This window comes from Ruegeria sp. ABF4_144 (assembly GCF_056160045.1).
The window spans coordinates 190869-209051 of sequence record NZ_JBSWWK010000004.1; the positions used below are offsets into that span (position 1 = coordinate 190869).

Sequence of the window (18183 nt, forward strand, 5' to 3'; positions counted from 1 at the left end):
TAGTGCGTAACTATCTTCGTAGCCTTCGAAGTGTTTTCGAAACTGCTCTATTCCTTGAACCATGCAAATTGCTCCATTAGCCGCGAAGCGGCACCCGCCACACGCTCATCTTCGAAACCGTGGAATTGCAAATACAGCGACAAAGAGTCGGCCCTTGCTTCACCGCTAACAATATCAGGATCATAGCGCCAAACATCGACACAAAAATGGGCGTCCTCTGGATAGTCAGTTTCCGTGTTGTTGGCATCCGCTTGCAACATCTTCCAATCGGTTGGACCGGCTGCGAAGTGCAATTGTTTAGGACGCGAAAGCAAAGAGCGCTCAGCCAAGGCGTCTTCGCCACCGATCGGAATTCGCGGAAGATGCTCTGGTATGTGCGAGCCATAAAACCCTTTCGGACCAGCTGCCGATTTAAAATAGTGAGTCGAGACGACAGGGGAACGTAACAACGCGCGAGCCTTTTGGAACAGAACATCCTTGGGCTCTTCAAATACGATGTATTTGCTGCGCCCACGCACTTCGATACGGGCCAGGCCATGCGAGGATAACTCTTCGAAGGCGCGACCGACTGACATAGGAGAGTACCGTAGGACTTTTGCGAGACCAGTTGGGTTCCACTCTTCTTGTTCTTCTAGCAAGAGATATCTCATCAGTACTACTTGAGATACGGGCGAAAGATGGGCCTCGGCCTGCGGTGCGCGGCTGCGAAAATGCTCTCTAAGATCGAGTGCAAGTTGTGGGATGTAGAGTTGGTTGTCAGGGACAACAAATGAAACTGCACGCTCAATAAGGCGTGCGCGATTGTAAGACGACAGATTATCAAAGACAAAGACGATGATATCGTCGGAGAGACTCTGCAAATGATCGTTGTGTTTCTCAAACTCTGCTGGTGTCATATCTTCGTTGGGATCAACAACGACAAAGACACATGGTGCATTGAGTATCATACCACGCCAGAAACCAAAGCGACGGGATAAGATGACCGGTAGTTGAGTGGAGTTGTCCCATGGCGTAAGCGCTAGGCGCAAGTGAAGGACCGTTTGCAGGTATTCCCGCGCGCGGTTGGCAAGTGATTTTATTTCAGGCGTCTCTAATACTAACATCGAATGCGCACACTAACATTAGTGGTGTTAGTGTGCAATTTTTATGTTAGTAGCTTTCAACTTACCAGAATCTCTGTTGTTTAGACGCATCTGGAAACATCCTGCCGGAATGTGTCCCAAATTTTTGAAGGGGTAAGGGAGGGCGATCATAGTTGAAAATCGGTATCGCAGGCGAGTTTTGGTGGTAACGATAGTGGAGCCCAAAACCCTATTCATCATTTCTTAGCTTAGATCTTACAGTCTCGCCCCTCAAAAATGGGGGTTCCCGTCCATTTCAAGAAACACAAGGTCGGATTTGCCTCCTTCACCAGGCATCTTTAGAACCAAAGCTGCTGCAGTACCGCGAATGTCCGCTATGTGGGCTGCGACTGCAGCAATACAGCATCACGTCGAGTAACCGCTTTGGGCTGCCTCCAGTCACTTATGTGAAAGGCCGCGAAAGACGCCTCCGAGACCCGTAGATCTGAATGCTGCTTACAGTACTAAGGATTGCTATTCGTTCAATTCTTCACCCAGCCACTCGATAAGCTGATCGGTGTTTGGGTGAACGTGACGGGAACCACCGCGAAAGACAGAAATCTCCGTCGGGCGAACGATCATTTCTTTGCACGGTCTTATGAGCTTGCCTTCTGCGATCATCCCCTCGGTGGTTCTGCCCCAACCGAGAGCGATGCCTTGACCGGCTACAGCAGCTTGGAGAACTAGTGGATAGCTATCAAACAACACATATTTGGGACGATTGGTCGTGTCGACGCTGACACCTTCGAACCAGTCGTCCCAGCCCGCCCAATCTTGCGGCATGACAGCATGGACTAATAACGGAAACCGCCCGACCTCATTCGCCGCAAGAGGTAGCTTTGCGTCCGCGACCAGCGACGGAGCACAAACCGGAAAAATGTCATCCGCGGCCGTAAAGGCCAAACGGGCCGACCCCGAAGCGCGGCCAGACGTCTGCATGGCCACGTCAAATGTCTCGGAGGTTTCGGTCAGAGGATTGAGGCTGCTAACGACGCGCAGTTCAACACCTGGGTGGCGTTCGTGAAATCGGGCCAGACGCGGCATAAGCCAGTAGAACGCTTCACATAATTGGCAGTGCAAGATCAGTTCAGCAGACCGACGCTTTCCCTGAATTGCGGCTACCTCGGTTGTGATATCGGACAGAGCCGCGCCAACGACCCTGCCAAGCTGCCGCCCGGCATCGGTCAAAAATACTGCACGGTTGCGTCGCTCGAAGAGTGTGACGCCTAACTCCCGCTCTAGTGCGGCGATCTGCTTGCTCACCGCTGTCTGTGTCATCCCAAGTTCCTCCGCAGCACTGGAAAAGTTCTCAAAACGAGCCGCGGCTTCGAATGGTCGAAGACGAGAGAGAGGGGGAAGTGACATGGTCAGAAATCCATTCCTTTTAGTCATGCAAATGGGTGAAAAATTCCTTTTTCACATGAGAGCATACATGCTTTTTAGTCAACGTCGCTATGGAGACCGGTAGCCGAGATGACGTTGACGACAACCAAAAGCCAGACCAGCATCGCCATCTTCGCGATCACTGCCGCCGTTGCTGCTCTTTCTCTCGGCGATGCGCTGATCAAAGGAACCGGGCTGTCGCTACCGTTGTGGCAAATGTTCATTTTACGGTCATGCATGGTCGTGCCCATGCTCTGGTGGCTAACACACCGTCGCGGAGGGATAAGATTGGAGAATCCTGGTTGGGCCGTCCTTCGCGGCATTCTGCTCGTGCTCATGTGGTTGAGCTATTACTCAGCTTTGCCGCTTATGCCCTTATCGCTGGCAGCGGCGGCCTACTACACGGGCCCGCTTTTCATCGTCGCGCTGGCCGCAGGCGTTGCGGGCCGTTGGCCTCGGAACCGCGCCATCTTCGCAATCGTGGCAGGCTTCATTGGTGTACTGCTCATTATCCAACCTGATACATCAGATCTTGCGCTCGGAACGCTCATGCCGATCATCGCAGCCGCTCTTTATGCCTGTGCAATGGTGCTTACATCTGTCAAATGCCGCGACGATGATCCATTCAGTCTGGCGCTTGTGCTGAATGTTGCGTTCATAGTCAGCGGGGCTGTCCTTGGCGTCTTTGCTGGACAAGATGAATCATTTATTCTCGGCCCATGGCAGATGGTAGACTTGCGACTGCTGGTCACGCTTATGGCGCTCGCGGTGTTTATCTTGATTGGCAGTGTTGGAGCAGCGGTTGCCTACCAGCTCGGGCCACCCAATACAGTCGCAGCTTTCGACTACAGCTATCTCGTGTTCAGTCTGATCTGGGGCGGTTTGTTTTTCGCGGAGCTGCCCAACTCCTTCGGTTTGATTGGTATCCTGGTCATTATTGGCGCGGGTCTCTTGGCACTTCCGAGCCAAAGTAGGTGGAATAGTTGATAGCTTAAGTTCTGCTAGAGCCGATATTCGCCCTGCTGCTCCGAATTTTACACTTTGTCCCGCATCTCGGGATTTGCAAAGTCTAGTTTGGAATGTCCGGTCTGGGTTGCCATCAGCCAATACTCACACCACAAAGAACGGCCACTTTGAGCCCAAACTTACCAATGCTGCGCTGGTTCCAAATGACAGTCTTGGTGCACAAGCGGACCTTCGTCAGCACGTGTTTCCCGCAAGTCCTTGTGAGGATCGGGAGGCAAGGATTGTTGCCTCCCGAGTATCACTTGCTACTGTGACATCCCGCCCTCGGTCGAGATTTGTTCTTCAACATGACCTTGGTTGGTGACGTCAGACCCTCTCGGAGGATAGTCCTTAAACGTGGATAGGTGGTTTTGGATGATTTTGGCGGCGGGACCAAATGCCCACATCTTGTTGCCCATCCACCGTGTGTACATCCCCGATTCTTCGGCCGCTTTTTCGTAAGGATCGCGACGCAGGTTGAACAGCAGTGGGGCGTTCAGTTCCTCTTTGGGGCCAGCCCACCCTTCGGTTTGGATCGTGAAATGTGCTTTCCAGTCACCATGGCGTACAGCTTGCAGATCCGGTCCTTCGTAGTAGATGATCTCGTCCCGGCTGCTCTCGCCCTCACCGGTCAGGAACGAAAGTTGGTTGTACCCATCCAGGTGCACCTGGTAGCCTTCATCGCCTCGCAGCAAGGAGTCCGGCAGATCGTCCGGCCCTCCGGCGGCGGCAACAAGGGTGGGCATCCAGTCAAGACCGGCGAAAACTCCATTGCTGACGGTTCCGGCCGGGACCTTTCCGGGCCAGCGAATGATGGCGGGGACGCGGAAACCGCCTTCCCATGTCGTGCCCTTTTCGCCATGGAACGGGGTTGTTCCACCATCGGGCCAGGTCATGGTTTCCGGGCCGTTATCGGACGTAAAGACAACAATCGTGTTGTCCGAGACGCCCAGTTCCTCCAGTCGGGCTATGACTTTGCCCACGTTATCGTCAAGCTCTTTCATCACGACATCCTGCAAGCCGCGCCCGTCGCCCAGCATGGCCTCGTATTCGGGGCTCAGATGGGTCCAGACATGCGCCCGCGCCGGGGCCATCCAGACAAAGAACGGCGTATCGCTGTCGACTGCGCGGTTGATGAAGTCCAGCGTGTGGGCTGTCACCTCGTCGTCCAGCGTCTTTTGCCGTTCAGGCGGGGCAGGGCCATCGTCGATGATGCGTTGCTTGCCAACCAGGCCCCAGCGCGGGTCCGCAGTTTCATCGACTGTATCCGTGGCATACGCGTGGATGATGTTCCGAGGGCCAAACGTGTTGTTGAATTTCTGATCTTTCGGCCAGTCTGGATCAGACGTGTACTCCATCGCGTTCAGATGATAGATTCAGCCCCAATATTCATCAAACCCCTTCACCGTCGGCAGAAATTTGTTCATATCACCTAGATGGTTCTTGCCAAATTGCCCGGTCGTGTAGCCCAGAGATTTCAGCATATTAGCCAAGGTTGGATCATCTTCGCTCAGACCTTTTTCAGGGTCTCCAGGCAGACCGACTGTGTGCATTCCGGTACGAACCGGCAATTGTCCGGTGATAAAGGCGGATCGCCCAGCGGTGCAGCTTGGCTGCGCATAGTAGTCCGTCAAACGCATGCCGTCGGCGGCCAGCTGATCAAGATTGGGGGTCTTGATGCTCTTCACACCCTGATGATAGCTGCCAAGGCTGGCCCAGCCGACATCATCGGCCATGATGACAAGAATATTGGGTTGCTCGGATTCGGCCAAAACCGGCATGGCACCGACTGATGCCGCAGCCAACGTGGCGGAAACCGCAATAGATCGAAGAATGAGCATTGTTACCTCTATGGACGTGGAAAACGATATCGATGGTGAGAATATCGAATGGTCCATCAGGGATAGCGATTGAGAGTTTCTTGTCGCAACAGAGCTTTACCATGATTTCATATTGTGAAAACTAAAACACAAAACCTGAAACAATTAGACCGTATGATGAACGAAAACGCTTTGACCGCCTTTCTCACATTGGCTGAAACCGGCAGCTTCCAAAACGCCGCTCGTGCGATGGGTGTATCCAACGCGTCCTTGTCCCGCTATGTCGGGCAGGCTGAAGAACACACGGGACTTGTTTTGTTCCATCGCAGCCGAAACAGCAGCACGTTGACACGCGCGGGGCAGGAGTTTTTGCCAATCGCTCAGGCGCTGCGCAAAGACCTGAACCGCTATACGACCCGTGTGGCCGGTTTGCGTGAAACCGGGCCGGGTACTTTGCTGATTGGTTGCGGGCCGTTAACCACAAGAACTTTGATCCTGCCAGTCTTGCGCGCCGTACGAAGGGCAATGCCTGACCTGCGCTTCCGAATTCTGGTGAGTGCCTATGCACGTCCGCTCGACTTATTGCAGGCAGGGGAATTCGACGTGTTCCTTGGCGATCTGACCTACACACCTGAAGCCGAAGATGTCGAGATCATGGTGATGGAGAAACAACCCATCCAGTTTGTTGCTCATCGAGATCATGAGATTCACCAGCGCGGCCCGCAAACCATGGCAGGCATATTCGATTTTCCCTTTGCATCACCCCATCTCCACAAACATTGGAAAGCCGCTTTGACAAAAGCACTTGGTGGCGGTGCCGAGGCTGCCGAAAAGGTCAATGCGCAGCCGCATATCGAATGCGACGACTACAACCTCCTGACTGGACTGCTGGCAGAGCCTGAATTTATCGTTGGAGGGATGCCGGACACATTCGCAGAGCTGACCCGTGCAAAGACCGCAAAACCCGTGTCGATGAAACAGAACCTTACATGGAACATTTGTGCAGCGCGCAAGTCGCAGAACACGTCTGCCGCGGTTGAATCGGTTTGGAATGAACTTGCCAAGTATCGGGCGTGATCGGTGGCGGGAGGCACAGGGAGACCTGTAACTGAAGCATTTTCTGGCCCAAACGTAGGTCGTTTTCTTAGGCTCGGTAGAATTGCCGAATTCCCGCTTAGGTACCGAGAGCAGCTTTTTGAAAGCAATTGACCAATGGTAGCAAAGTCCCGCAGGGCGTCAGTTCCTCGGTGAACAAATCTCGCGGTTGCAGTGAAAGTCTCCTTTTTCGGGCCGCAACGCAGCCATAACTGGCTCTGACCAATGGCAGGTTTGGGCCGTTATCAAACAACCCAACAAACTGACTTATCGGCAACTTCGTCCGCAGATCGACCGTCCAAGCCTAATTTCAGAGACAGGGGCCGCAAAGAACCCGCTTCAATTGAGAATGTTTGCTCTGACAGCCCTTGCGATTGCTTGTTCGATAGTCCGGCATTTTAACTTGTTGGTGATTGATGCAGTCAGAGCATCCACAGTTCGGGAAGAGTAGCCCGTCTGCGACACAATAACAGACAGTTTATTACCTGATGCGAGCATTTTCAGCACATCCAGCTCATCACTGGACAGGGAGTCCCTGGAAAAGTTGAAGACTGTATCTATCACGTCTAGCGCAAGCAGATGCAAAACCTGTGCTTCATGCCGAAGGGCCGGAAGCGTTTTAGCGACAAGCGAGTCCCAGTCTGAGCGAGGCAGGTTAGAAGTGACTGTAAAAATACCACGGTCGCCAAACGGACTGATAATTGGAATGGAAAGCCCGTTCTGCGCCACACCAAATCTTCTCGCAGTATCGAATAATGTCTTTTGTTCAAGGCGGTCATCTAGAACAGCCCAGTCAATAGGTGCAATGCTGGCTACGCCAAGCTGAATAAGGGGATCAACCAAGACCAGGTTATTATCGACGTAATGCCGAACCCATTCGACCGAAAAGGTAGTACAGCCGTGGATAGCGTTGCTCTGCTTGTCGACATGGCCGTAGAAAGCATAGTCCAACTCGAACCTCGAACAAATTTCTTGGAGGCGTGTATGCCCGGTTTGCCTTAGGGCCAGTTCAGAATTACCAATATCCTCGATATTCATAGATCAACTTCTTGTTTAGCGTCACAGTTGAAGCAGGAAAACTGCTCAGGGTGGAGTGTGTTACTGATATTCCCCCAAAAGTGGCCGGGCATTGAATTCAGTTACGTTCTGTAGGCAGTTACAAAGCGAAGGCTCTTCTAGAACCGCTGCCGTGTCGCCTTTGTAAACTCCGAAGAAGATGGCGACATCACATCGATATGTGATCGAGACCATTTTCCAGTTTCCGAAAGCATGTGATTAGCTCAGGCCTGTTGCCGACAAAGCCTTGCGAGAAAGACCATAGTGCTGGGCTTGGTATGGTGAATTAATCGTGTGCATCAGCCTTACGAAAATTTTGTTCAGTAGTATCTAAAGTACCTGTTTTGTCAGTCTCTGGGAAAAATCTCTTCCCAACCTTCGTCCCCCTCTATGATTGTCGTTCCAGAACGGGTTTTCCCAGCAGGCCAGAACCACCGTTTAAAAGTTCGCCCCTTGTACTCCACAATTTGCTGATTGCTTGCGTCGGGGAAAGCTGCATCCAACTCATTTTCCATTAACTCGGCGTCCGAAAGAGGAAGGACCCCTGCAGTCTTTAGCGATCTTTCGATTCTGCGTACCTTACGGCTTGCCGCAACTACCTTGGATTTATACTTGTTTGAGTGGTTTCCTGAGCATCTGTCAAAACGATCACCCCATTTTTGAAGTTCTTCTACGGCCTGCTCTAAGTCTTCAAGCGTGTACATTGAATTCCTCTTTTGTGGTCAGCCAGCTTACCCATCGAGTCCGGAAACCTTCACGACTTGAAAGGAAGTTAGTATCGGGCTGACGCTCTAATTCCTGCCGCCTTATGGAGAGTTATACGTTTGTGCTCCCGCTAAGGTTGCAGGGTCATATGAGTTTTTTTGCCAATTTCGAAAATACTTTTCCCATTTCGGGAAATACATCTCTCGATCTTCCCGCTTTGGGAATAAATCGAAGGCGAAAACTTCCGCATGTTTGTTGCCTTCGATTTCGTTCGACGCATCGCCTTCATCAAGTTCCTCGGCACTCACGCCGAAAATGACAAGATAGAAGCTACTTCAGTGAACCTTTTTTAAAAGCTATCTCAGAAGAGGATTCTAAAATGGATATCTTCCCTATCCGTGGGGGAAACACGGTCGGCTACGGTCCTTGTTCTGGGCCAGCATACGCATTCGGGGTTTTCATCGGATTTTCAGGTCAGCTCTTTCTCAATAATTAACATAACACTTATTATTGGAGAGGGCATCACGAGCGTCTGAAAGAGAGGGTTCAGACGCCCGCCTGCAGTTACTTGGCTAAGCAGTCGGAAAACGAGCAGCCTGTACTTTCACTGCCGCCGCCAACGCATTTCAACGCCTCGACGTTGACCCCTGCCCTACAACTCATTCCCAACATGCTCAACACCGAGAAACGGAGCCTAGCAGACAAGAAGAGGCATGATGAGCTGAGGGGAGACCGATCACGAATGTATCGTTATGTGAAGATGACCCTCGGCACTCTGGTCGAACTCCACCATCCTTCTGAACCAGCTGCACAGATGATGGGTGAGTTTCTGTCATGGCCGTGCTCCGACAAACTGAAATACATGACGCTGGAAAACCTCGCTGCGCATGTCCAGGCGGCACATGACTTGTGGAAAAAGCCGGAGCGCTAATCAAACTCCCCTTAGAAATTTCTGGTCAACCCGAACCTGATTTCGGGTGCCATATACAAGATAAAATCGAAGATAAAATTTTGTCTTGTAATGCTGAGGGCCAACCCGCCCTGCCCCAAGCTTATAACCAAGAACAGAGTCAATCAGGCTTAGAAAGCGGATGTCAGGCCGAAACGGAGGCTCATCAACCCAAAACGTTGCGTGCAGATGGTCGGGTAGTGTACGAGCTGGCTTCGGAAGAACTCAAAATGAACATTGATATCGAAAATGGCGGCACCCCTGATCCCAACCCTTCCCTCTTCGCGCTTGAAGCTGGCGTATCGCGGCGACTACGAGAAATCGGCACAACCAGTTCTGCTTGGGAGGAAGCAATCAACGTTCTGGGGTTGAATGAGGCGATACTTGCCGGGTTGGTCGTGGACGCCCGGCTCACAGACCAGAGTCAAACTCCCATTCTGCGACCAGGCGCGTATTTCCGAGGAATGGTTCGCGCGCGCCTAAACGGCGAGCTGAACTTGATGGGAAGCTTTATGGGCCTCCTTCAACGAAGAGGCATGGAAGAGGAAAAGAGGTGTCGGGAAAAAGCGCTATAGGAACGGCTTGACTGGAGTATCTCGGTTTTTTGCGAAAACTCCTCGTAGCGTGTTCACTGTAGCGAACATCCGAGACGGGAAGGAGCCTGTTTTGACCGAACTACTCCTTCCCGCTGTTCGCGCATAACAGAGGTTAGTCTGCCTGGGCTGGAGGTGGGAGGACCCGGCAATGCGTTAGTGCGCTAATGTCCATTTGATCTCTTCGGAAGTCCGATCTTGTGGTTTCAGATCTTTCTCCGCGTCTTGTCCGCCACTATTACTCTGTGCGCCGGTTTCACAAATGACCATTGCTGAATGTTACGTCTAAAGTATCGAAATGGTTTCTCGTTGGCAGCGGAAATGTCGGGCATCACAAAGCATCTTGTTATGATTTCTGAATATTTTTTTGAACAAGGTAGCCAAACCACACATCCATTTTCAGGGGCAATCAATAAGCGTGATCGTCCGCCACACTCAGCATGGACCGCCGATGCGGGAAGGAGAACGACACCAATAACCCCCTTCCCACACATCGCGCACAGCAAATAGTATTTGCCCGGATCAATGGAGCTAAGCTGGACAATCCGTTAACGTTCGCAACCCAATATGATAAACATGTAGAACCGGCCTTCTGAGGTGAGACGCTTATTCCGCGTCTTGCCCGGCAATCCCCTCGAAATACTGATCTAGGATGGATCATTGTCGGAAACGGCGGTTAGTGCACGAGTTTGGTTTCTCTTTTGAGAAAACCAAATCTGGCACGTAGAAAGGATTACCGGAAGGCGTGGCCAGCCCTTCCGGTATCCTGGCTTGAGTCGTTAGAGTCACGGGTTATTCAGAACTGAAGGGCAACTTGTCCGGGTCAGTTCCTCGACCATCATTGACCAGATTTGAACCCAGTAGGTAGGGCCATGGTGACCCCGACCCTACAACTTCGCGAAACTAATTGTTGCCCACGAAGTACAGCACTTACTCAGGCACATTTCGCGAATGATAGAAAAACAGGTAAATCAGTCCGATCGGCGCAAAAAAATGGTAAGTGCCCAGACAATGCCGATAGTAATCGCTTTCCAGAACATCATGACAAACAACGGCAAAATGACAATCACTTTGTCGCCGATTATAAAATCCATGACTGACTCGCAGACAAAGCGTGCATACGGATAGAGCAGCGTGTTCAGGACAAAAATTGAAATAAAGAACGAAGTTTGGCTATTTGACAGCTCCGCTCTTCCTAGGAGAACGATTGCTGTATAAAAACCGCCAAGGCACGCCCCAAAGAACAACTGCCGCATGTAGTAGGCGCGAGATAAGCCGCCCAGTGTTCTTGTGAAAATCAAATTCATAATTGCCAAACATTATTAGTTGCTTCGAAGTCTCCTAATATTCTCCCTTAAGTTGCAGAAAAAGCGCCTGATATCTCTCACCGAAACGATGAACTCTCGCAATTGAATGAAGGTTTGAGTTTGATCACCGAGGCCGCGGCGGCGGCCCCTGTGCAGGCTACGCACAGTCCTGGTAAATCGGAGCAAACGGCCCTGGTTCGCCGGGAAAACAAGGGAAGAATACCAAGGCGCGCCAAACATCGCGGCGCGCAACTGATGGTCAAACCTCCTTCCCGTCGCGGTCAAATCAGTGGGTTATTTGAAGATTATTGCAGCCGGAGGACGCCAGCTAAACAAAGTTTGCGCAGGCTTCGTCTGAATCGTCGTAAGTTTCCGGGTAGGCTCCATCGGGGAAGTCGATTTCAGAAAAATGACTTGCTCGCCCTGCCTGTTGAGCCAGCCAGTACGGGAAGAAGCCGATCAGTTCCAATCAGCTCCTTCCCGCCTGTCGCGCGCGCCTCCCTCAACGCCGCGTCGACAAGCTGCGATTGCGATTCAGATAAGGCAGAGCGAATGGGAGACTTCCACCTTTCCTGATCAAACCAACATCGCTCTGCTATCCTTCACGCACCAAAAACCCGCCCCTCACCTCACATGGCTACAAGGTTACCGTTAGCCATCGGGGTACCCAGCAGGCCATCGGTGTGCATTACCCCTTGCAAGTCGATTGTGACCTCCCGGTCCAGCATGCCTGTGCCATCATGATCGATGGTCAGGATCGTGTTACCGGCACCACCATCTTCAGCTGTGACAAAGTCCGAGATATCGTCTGTGATATCGGACGGGGTCACCCGCGTAATGTTCGGAAGCGGGGGCGGCGTGCTGTCGCCTCCGCTTCCGAGTCCACCATCAGAGGAGCCACCTCCAGAAGCCGCAACCGCAACCGCCGATACCCCGGCCACGCCTCCTGCAAGCAGCAACCAGGGTGGAACCGCGTCACTGCCATCCGGTAGCAGAACAGCCTCATCTGCCACCGGAGCCTCGCCTGTATTGGTGTCCTGGTTGTAGTAGTTCTCGATCACCAGCATGTCGCCATTCTCAAGGCGCACGATCATGTTGTCGCCCCGGCGCTCTGTGCCCGTCACCTCAGTCATTCCACTCACAAAGATCCGGCTGCCCTGGCCGGTGCCAACACCCCCGAAAAACCCCTCAAGTACAGTGGTGCCTCCACCGCTGGAGGTCACAACAAGGTCATCCCCAATGCGCACCAGGCTTTCGACCGAGCCGACATTGAGCCCCAGACGGACATCTGACGGCCCGGACAGCTCGACGACACCTCCGGCCTGAACCACGTCCAGCTCTGCGCCCGATGCGCGATCCACAGCTTTCACAACCATCTCAATCCACCTGCCCGGTTACCAAAAGAGTTCATCCAAAACAGGAAACGACCCATTGCCTCAAAAAGTTTCAGCGCTTCCCATTCCGTCCTGCGACCGAATCACCCCGACCCCATCACAGCCCCTCCCAATCCATACCCGTTCCGGCACAGAGTTTCCGAAAGCCCGTTCCACTCAGCGAGATGGTGGGGTTGTCAACAGGCCCGAGACTTCAACCAGAAATGGATTCGTATCGGAGCTTGTCCTGCAAGGCGTGTGCAGGTGGCCAGCCTTGCCTTTGGTCAACCGCCTCCATAGCGCGCGTTAATTGCAAATCACATCTCACGTGCGGGTGTTCTTCGGAAAGAAAGGTGTAAGCCGCGCCATCTGCGTGTCGCTCAGCCAGAATTGATCAGATAGGTTCACCGCTCGTTTTCGACCCGTGAGTCATGGGATCAAACGGAGATTAATGGGTTCTGAACTTAGAAACCAACGCTCAATGTCAGGCAGAACATTCTACCACTATTGAAGCAGGCCACGGGAACTCCCATACCAGCCCGTCCGGTGAACCCACTGTTCCTTTGCCTATTGGGAGTGCGGCACGCAGGACTTCGGCAACACCGGGTTTTTCGGCTGGTCGCTAACAACCTCATGGCGGATTTTGAGGAAACTTGCTTGCTTCTCGTTCTGCTTAAAAACCCTAAAGAAAGAGTTGAGATGAGGAACTGGATTGTTGTCTACCGTGGCAACACCAAAGTAGGAATCATCGCAAGAAATGTACTCCCAACAGAGGCCGCGCTCAGTCAGTGCATACTGAACTTCATTCACACGGTCCAAGATGAGATTCACGTTTTTTCTGGTTTCAGCATCCTCAGTCTCAATCGCAATAGATTCCAGCGACATTGCACACATCGATGTCTCTCGGCGTTGGTACTGAATCACTTTTTTCATTTCAGATTTAGCACCTTGTTTGTTTGATCCTCCAGAAATCATATCAACGGTAACGAAGTCGCGATTGTTCGCCACTACGAGGCCGATCGAGGTACATGTATCATCACGATCATCATGGTTCGAACACAGGATATCCCCATGAACCAGGGGCAATGCGTATGCGTTGAAAGCACGACAAATGGCAATGAGACACAAGCAAACACCGAGTGACGTCTTAGATGTTTGAAGCATGTTTATTCGTCTTCCTACTGCTGCTTGGCCAGCAATACGTCGCGATTCATGCTTTGGTTGCAGTAGCCTGCAAAAATTAGCTCACTGACTTCGTCGCTTTGGTGTCGCCCAATTTGTTAATGTCAAAGCCGCGTTCGCCTTATCGAAGTAGGCTTTTCTCCTTTTCCACCTAACAACGGTGACAACCAACGTACCAGCCCGGCCAGCTCGTGTTCTGTCTTTGGGATGATAGGTGCCATATTCAGCAGGCTTCCAAGATCGTTGATCAAACCCGGTACCTTGGTTGGCTCCACTACACCCGCTAATTTTCTTTCTGCATGAGTCTTGCCATCCTCCACAGGTTCTTCAGCCTCTTCAAAGAATGGGTGCTCTTAGGTCTCAATTGCCCCAAGGCGGAACGCATCAACATAGATCGCGAGATCCGCTTGCGAGTTGGCAAAGAAAATACGGTTCTCTGTCGATTGGATCAGTGTGTCCGAGATGGATGACTTTGGCGCGTTTGACATTTGCTGCGTCATGAACACAAGGATACCGTCCAGCTCACGGATGGATTTGATCCAATCCCGAATTCGGGAACCAACCCGCGGATCGTCAAACAATGCACTGGCTTCATTGAGTATAATGATAAACAACTTGCTTTCAGCCAGTTTGCGTTCGATCCGATAGAACAGATAGCCGAGCAACGGCAGACAGTGTTCCTTCCCTGTGTTCGGCATCATCCACCGATACGGGAAGGGGCGGACAAGTCCAAAACCGCCCCTTCCCGCAGGTCGCGCGCAGCAGGGATTAAACTGCCCGGGTTCCAGGACAAGGTCCCGTCTGCCCGTTAGCACGCGCAATCACATTTACGTAACGCGAAGGTCCGATCTTCTTGGGTGAGACCTTGCTTCGCACCTTCTTCGCCTGCTCGTTGTTGCTCGCCCGTTCCACAAACAATCATTAGTGAATGTTACGGTCGAAGTTCAAAAATGGTTTCTCGTGTGCGGTGGAAATATTAGCCATCACCAGACATCTCTTTACAAAAGCGGAATATTTTTTTGACAGGCCAACCAGACCGCACGTCCACTTTCAGATGCAATGAAGAACTGTGATCGCTAGCCGCTCTCCACGCACCGCAGATGCGGGAAGGAGCGAACCCGACCAAAAGTGCCCCTTCCCGCCGGTCGCGCACAGCAGCCGAAAGGCTGCCCGGGTTCGGGGTGCGAGGCCCGAAAGTCCGTTAACGCTCGCAATCCAACTTGATCGACTTGGTGATCCCGCCTTCTCAGTTGAGACCTTAATCCGCATCATGCCCGACAACTTCTTCAAAGCACCGGTCCAAAATGGATCACTGTTGAATACAACGGTTAGTCCGAGAATTTAGTTTCTCCCGTGATTCAATGAAAGCTGATGAAAATTTCGTCATCACCTCAAGCGATGGAAAAATAGATCATTACCAACTGGAGCGCAGTCAAAGGATGCCAAACGTCTCCTTAACGCGGCTCTCACTTTTGGGGAGGGAAAAATCCCCTCTTTATCAGCGCATTAATTATAGTTTTGAGTTTGATTTCGCGCGCTTGCCTCGACCCCTTGTCCTTTTTGCAATGCAGGCTGATCTCAGGTCTGCTGGGAAAGCATGCAATTGAAAGGGAGGAACAGATCGCCCTTTACGCATGGATCAAGCCATTTCTATTTGAGGTTTCCATAGCCCAGATTTTAACTCGCTGAGTAAGCTACCTTTTAGGTCGTGAAGGACGTCAGTGGCACCCAGTTAACTCGCCGGTTTCGCTCGTTGGTATGGACGGTTTGCAATCTCAGCTCACCTCAGACAATCGTGAGCGCTCCTAGCAGGCAACTCTTTCGCGACAGGAGAGGGACGGATGGTTATTGGCGTTGTTAGCTTTGGCGTTTTCATTGGACTGGTGTTGGGAAGCGTAGTACTAATCGCGGGTTATCCTATTTGGCTAGCGTTGCTCATTTATTCATCCGGTGGGGCTTTGGGAGCTGTTTTAGTGGCATTTGCAGCAACCAGCCGACGCGTTGACCCGCTCAAAGCAGCGAGTTCTTCTCCAGAAACGACTTGTTAAAGTGATAACAACCCACGACGAGTCTTGCCTTTACTGGTTACAACCGCGCTGAATGGCACACCCCTCCTGGATGGTCTGGCCCGATAGGGTTCAAATTGCTGAGGATCGCTTTTTCCGATTGCGTAGATACGTGTCAGCGCACCTTTGAATCTTCGGAAGCTGGGAAAATTTTGCGAGCAGACATTTCACGACCCCGTCATTCCCAAATTTATCCTGTATGCTCGGAAGTGCTTGTAAGATTACAATGACCTGGCCGCCGAAGGACCGCATTGTGTCATACGCTTTGAAGACACGTTCAAGTCTTTCATGACGTTGCAACTCATCGACCAGAACATCCCCGAAAGCAGTCCTCTGAATGATACGCTGATCAATGGGTTCAGAAACAGTGACGTAGCTCAATTGACCATTGGTGGCACTCTGGAAGGGGCGCTGGATGGAGCGATTTCTTCCGGTTTGAGCCCTTTGTCGTCGTTGTCCTGGCTCCAGCCCTTCGCTAACCGACACTCGAAAGGCATCGATGGCTCGAATGTCTTCTCCGAGCCCAAAGTTCCGGATGCTGTGCGCTGGTTGAATGTCGGTTTTCCCGCCCGGGGCCATTTGCGCAAAGTTTACCACAATGCCGCTACAACTCCAACGGCTTACAGACCGCAAGGTCGATGACTCGGAGAGGAAAGTTAATACATCAGTCAAAGCTTCGCTCAGCTAAATCTGAATGCTTGGAACTTTCAAATCTACTCTTCGCATTATCCGCCTAATGGTGCGGATTGTGCCGACAGCCACGAACGAACTGGCAAGCGTTATTGCCAGGGAGGCGAGAAACTTCACCTGTCCAGATTCGACTGCAAAGGTTGATAATTGGGCCGCAACCGGAAGTATGGCTACAAGAAACGCGCGCAAAGCCTCACCGCTGGCACCCTCGAGGAAAGGTGCCAAGAACGCTTGCTGAATAGCCCTCTTCGACGGCTCCAGTCGAGCAAGCGCCCGTACTTGAGCCCTAAGAAATAACGACGTTGTAAGAACCAATAGAGGCGCAATCCAAAGGAGCGATCCACCTATTGCCAAACCAAACACCTGAAACTCACGCTTTGCTTGTTCCGAATGCAGTTCGTGAAGGCGGGCGATTGCTTCTTTTCTGCTTAGGTGATTTACGTCCGAGGCAACCTGCCGGACGTTTGGAATATCCAATAGAGACACAACAGATGCGGGAAAACGTAGCTCCACCTGTCGCACCTGTGACGGAATTTCTTCTTGGATGTAGTAGGAAGATCCGCCAGGCACTTCATCATCAATTTCGAGCGTTGTTCCGCACCAATTGTCTTCGGCAAAACAATTGATTTTAGGGGGGCGACGTGATCGCCACTTCGATCAATGTCGACGAGCGCTATCTCCAGACTCTTCCATTCCTCAGTATAATTAGGAGTAAGAATATCTACCTTGTGGGATAATTTTATTGAGTCGGCTTGTTCCAAGATTTTAGAGACCGGACCGTCAAAATTGATCGTTCGCCAATCTGTAGCAACGACTTGAAAGTCAGCTTCAACGCCCTGTGAGGGTAAATTGACAATACCCAAGGATTGCAGTTTGGCTACAAACTCTTTCTCGTCTGATGCCAAAATCTCTGATGTTCCAGATGCGGAACGTCCAACCGGTGTCAGTAGAGATTTCACATCTTCTTCTCGAAGAGTTTCCTCGGCGTAATCGTCCGGTGTTGGTGCTCTGACGGCGGGAGGGGGAGAGTGTTAAAGATGTCCACCATTGGTAGTGGACATCTTGAGGTGATTTATGGCGGGAAAGAAGGGTCAGAAGAACCGGTTCTGGTCGGATGATGAGAAGCGGTCGATTTGCGCGCAGGCTTCTGTGCCTGGGATATCGATAGCGCAAGTTGCGCGACGGTATTCGATGAACACCAATCTAATCCATAAATGGTTGAAGGACCCTCGGTTTGCGCCGGAAGCGGTTGAGGGAGGCGTTGATGTTGATGAGACTGGCTTTTTGCCGGTTGAGATTGAACGTGTAGCATCGCTGCCCGGTTCAGCCCATCCTCCCATCTTGCAGCTTGGGTTGCATTCACCACTTTCAGCGCAGCGCGTGGATATCACCCTGTCGGATGGCCGCCGGATACTTGTGGAGGGTTCGACGGCGTTATCAGCGGTATTGGCTCTGGTCGAAGGGCTGATGCCTTGATCCCGGTGCCATCGAACACGCGGGTTTGGCTAGCCGCCGGGGTAACGGACATGCGGCGGGGGTTCAACACACTGGCGGCTCAGGCCGAGAAGGTTTTGGAACTCGATCCCTATTCCGGTCATCTGTTCGTGTTCCGTGGTCGTCGCGGTGATCTTCTCAAGATTATCTGGTGGGATGCCCAAGGGGCTTGTCTGTTCTCCAAGCGGCTGGAACGGGGACGCTTTGTTTGGCCAGCAGCCAAAGAAGGCAAGGTCCGCTTAAGCCCGTCACAGTTGTCGATGCTGTTGGAAGGGATCGACTGGCGGACGCCGCAGAAGACTTGGCGTCCCCTTATGACGGGATAAAATAAAGTTCAGCAAGAC

The 18183-nt window shown here is 52.0% G+C and carries 19 protein-coding genes and 1 pseudogene; 8 read left to right on the forward strand and 12 right to left on the reverse strand.

The window, feature by feature from the left end:
- Window positions 1-47 precede the first annotated feature (47 nt).
- Both ACXAGD_RS23150 and ACXAGD_RS23155 read right to left on the reverse strand, forming a co-directional pair.
- A complete protein-coding gene (locus ACXAGD_RS23150) occupies window positions 48-1103 on the reverse strand; it encodes a hypothetical protein (RefSeq protein WP_475214532.1) in 1056 nt (351 codons plus the stop codon).
- Window positions 1104-1595: 492 nt separating this feature from the next.
- Window positions 1596-2513 carry a LysR family transcriptional regulator gene (locus tag ACXAGD_RS23155; protein WP_475214537.1) on the reverse strand — a complete coding sequence of 306 codons (918 nt, stop codon included), beginning with the start codon at window positions 2511-2513 and terminating at the stop codon, window positions 1596-1598.
- Between the two features lie 81 nt (window positions 2514-2594).
- On the opposite strand from ACXAGD_RS23155, the gene ACXAGD_RS23160 reads away from it, so the two are divergent.
- Window positions 2595-3491, forward strand: coding sequence for a DMT family transporter (locus tag ACXAGD_RS23160; RefSeq protein WP_475214539.1), 897 nt, complete (start codon window positions 2595-2597; stop codon window positions 3489-3491).
- Window positions 3492-3775: 284 nt separating this feature from the next.
- On the opposite strand, the gene ACXAGD_RS23165 is transcribed toward ACXAGD_RS23160, so the two are convergent.
- Together ACXAGD_RS23165 and ACXAGD_RS23170 are read right to left on the reverse strand one after the other, a co-directional pair.
- The gene (locus ACXAGD_RS23165; protein ID WP_475214622.1) at window positions 3776-4255 is read right to left on the reverse strand and encodes a hypothetical protein; all 480 of its coding nucleotides are present in this window, start codon (window positions 4253-4255) and stop codon (window positions 3776-3778) included.
- Window positions 4241-5407, reverse strand: a pseudogene (locus ACXAGD_RS23170) (sulfatase-like hydrolase/transferase); the annotation flags it as partial. The pseudogene ACXAGD_RS23170 and the gene ACXAGD_RS23165, both read right to left, overlap by 15 nt.
- Window positions 5408-5503: 96 nt before the next feature.
- On the opposite strand from ACXAGD_RS23170, the gene ACXAGD_RS23175 reads away from it, so the two are divergent.
- Window positions 5504-6406 carry a LysR family transcriptional regulator gene (locus ACXAGD_RS23175; RefSeq protein ID WP_475214541.1) on the forward strand — a complete coding sequence of 301 codons (903 nt, stop codon included), beginning with the start codon at window positions 5504-5506 and terminating at the stop codon, window positions 6404-6406.
- Between the two features lie 357 nt (window positions 6407-6763).
- Here ACXAGD_RS23175 and ACXAGD_RS23180 read toward each other — a convergent pair whose 3' ends face one another.
- Both ACXAGD_RS23180 and ACXAGD_RS23185 read right to left on the reverse strand, forming a co-directional pair.
- The gene (locus ACXAGD_RS23180; protein WP_475214543.1) at window positions 6764-7462 is read right to left on the reverse strand and encodes a helix-turn-helix transcriptional regulator; all 699 of its coding nucleotides are present in this window, start codon (window positions 7460-7462) and stop codon (window positions 6764-6766) included.
- Between the two features lie 365 nt (window positions 7463-7827).
- Window positions 7828-8184, reverse strand: coding sequence for a hypothetical protein (locus ACXAGD_RS23185; RefSeq protein ID WP_475214545.1), 357 nt, complete (start codon window positions 8182-8184; stop codon window positions 7828-7830).
- A 249-nt stretch (window positions 8185-8433) separates the two neighbouring features.
- Here ACXAGD_RS23185 and ACXAGD_RS23190 point away from each other — a divergent pair, with 249 nt between their 5' ends.
- The 3 genes from ACXAGD_RS23190 to ACXAGD_RS23200 all read left to right on the forward strand — a co-directional run bounded on the left by ACXAGD_RS23190 (window position 8434) and on the right by ACXAGD_RS23200 (window position 9709).
- Window positions 8434-8538, forward strand: coding sequence for a hypothetical protein (locus ACXAGD_RS23190; RefSeq protein WP_475214547.1), 105 nt, complete (start codon window positions 8434-8436; stop codon window positions 8536-8538).
- Window positions 8539-8753: 215 nt separating this feature from the next.
- Window positions 8754-9116 (forward strand): hypothetical protein, encoded by a 363-nt coding sequence (locus ACXAGD_RS23195; protein ID WP_475214549.1) that lies wholly within the window; start codon window positions 8754-8756, stop codon window positions 9114-9116.
- The gene (locus tag ACXAGD_RS23200) at window positions 9095-9709 is read left to right on the forward strand and encodes a hypothetical protein (protein ID WP_475214551.1); all 615 of its coding nucleotides are present in this window, start codon (window positions 9095-9097) and stop codon (window positions 9707-9709) included. The genes ACXAGD_RS23195 and ACXAGD_RS23200 overlap by 22 nt, the downstream gene beginning before the upstream one ends.
- A 989-nt stretch (window positions 9710-10698) precedes the next feature.
- Here the strand turns inward: ACXAGD_RS23200 and ACXAGD_RS23205 are convergent.
- The 5 genes from ACXAGD_RS23205 to ACXAGD_RS23225 all read right to left on the reverse strand — a co-directional run bounded on the left by ACXAGD_RS23205 (window position 10699) and on the right by ACXAGD_RS23225 (window position 14254).
- Window positions 10699-11034 (reverse strand): hypothetical protein, encoded by a 336-nt coding sequence (locus tag ACXAGD_RS23205; protein WP_475214555.1) that lies wholly within the window; start codon window positions 11032-11034, stop codon window positions 10699-10701.
- A 328-nt stretch (window positions 11035-11362) separates the two neighbouring features.
- Window positions 11363-11503, reverse strand: coding sequence for a hypothetical protein (locus ACXAGD_RS23210; protein WP_475214557.1), 141 nt, complete (start codon window positions 11501-11503; stop codon window positions 11363-11365).
- A 160-nt stretch (window positions 11504-11663) separates the two neighbouring features.
- Window positions 11664-12410 carry a BapA prefix-like domain-containing protein gene (locus ACXAGD_RS23215; RefSeq protein ID WP_475214559.1) on the reverse strand — a complete coding sequence of 249 codons (747 nt, stop codon included), beginning with the start codon at window positions 12408-12410 and terminating at the stop codon, window positions 11664-11666.
- A 564-nt stretch (window positions 12411-12974) separates the two neighbouring features.
- The gene (locus tag ACXAGD_RS23220) at window positions 12975-13571 is read right to left on the reverse strand and encodes a hypothetical protein (RefSeq protein WP_475214561.1); all 597 of its coding nucleotides are present in this window, start codon (window positions 13569-13571) and stop codon (window positions 12975-12977) included.
- 371 nt (window positions 13572-13942) lie between these two features.
- Window positions 13943-14254 carry a hypothetical protein gene (locus ACXAGD_RS23225; protein WP_475214563.1) on the reverse strand — a complete coding sequence of 104 codons (312 nt, stop codon included), beginning with the start codon at window positions 14252-14254 and terminating at the stop codon, window positions 13943-13945.
- A gap of 1689 nt (window positions 14255-15943) precedes the next feature.
- Between ACXAGD_RS23225 and ACXAGD_RS23230 the strand changes: the two genes are divergently transcribed.
- Window positions 15944-16297: a hypothetical protein gene (locus tag ACXAGD_RS23230; RefSeq protein WP_475214565.1), complete on the forward strand. Its 354-nt coding sequence runs from the start codon at window positions 15944-15946 to the stop codon at window positions 16295-16297.
- 485 nt (window positions 16298-16782) lie between these two features.
- Here the strand turns inward: ACXAGD_RS23230 and ACXAGD_RS23235 are convergent, their stop codons facing one another.
- Window positions 16783-17304: a hypothetical protein gene (locus ACXAGD_RS23235; protein ID WP_475214567.1), complete on the reverse strand. Its 522-nt coding sequence runs from the start codon at window positions 17302-17304 to the stop codon at window positions 16783-16785.
- A gap of 190 nt (window positions 17305-17494) precedes the next feature.
- On the opposite strand from ACXAGD_RS23235, the gene ACXAGD_RS23240 reads away from it, so the two are divergent.
- Both ACXAGD_RS23240 and tnpB read left to right on the forward strand, forming a co-directional pair.
- Complete coding sequence (locus ACXAGD_RS23240; RefSeq protein WP_475214624.1) at window positions 17495-17821, forward strand: IS66-like element accessory protein TnpA; 327 nt, start codon at window positions 17495-17497, stop codon at window positions 17819-17821.
- Window positions 17818-18165, forward strand: a complete 348-nt coding sequence (gene tnpB, locus ACXAGD_RS23245; RefSeq protein WP_475214569.1) for an IS66 family insertion sequence element accessory protein TnpB — start codon at window positions 17818-17820, stop codon at window positions 18163-18165. Before ACXAGD_RS23240 ends, tnpB begins: the two co-directional genes overlap by 4 nt.
- The last annotated feature ends 18 nt before the right edge of the window (window positions 18166-18183 follow it).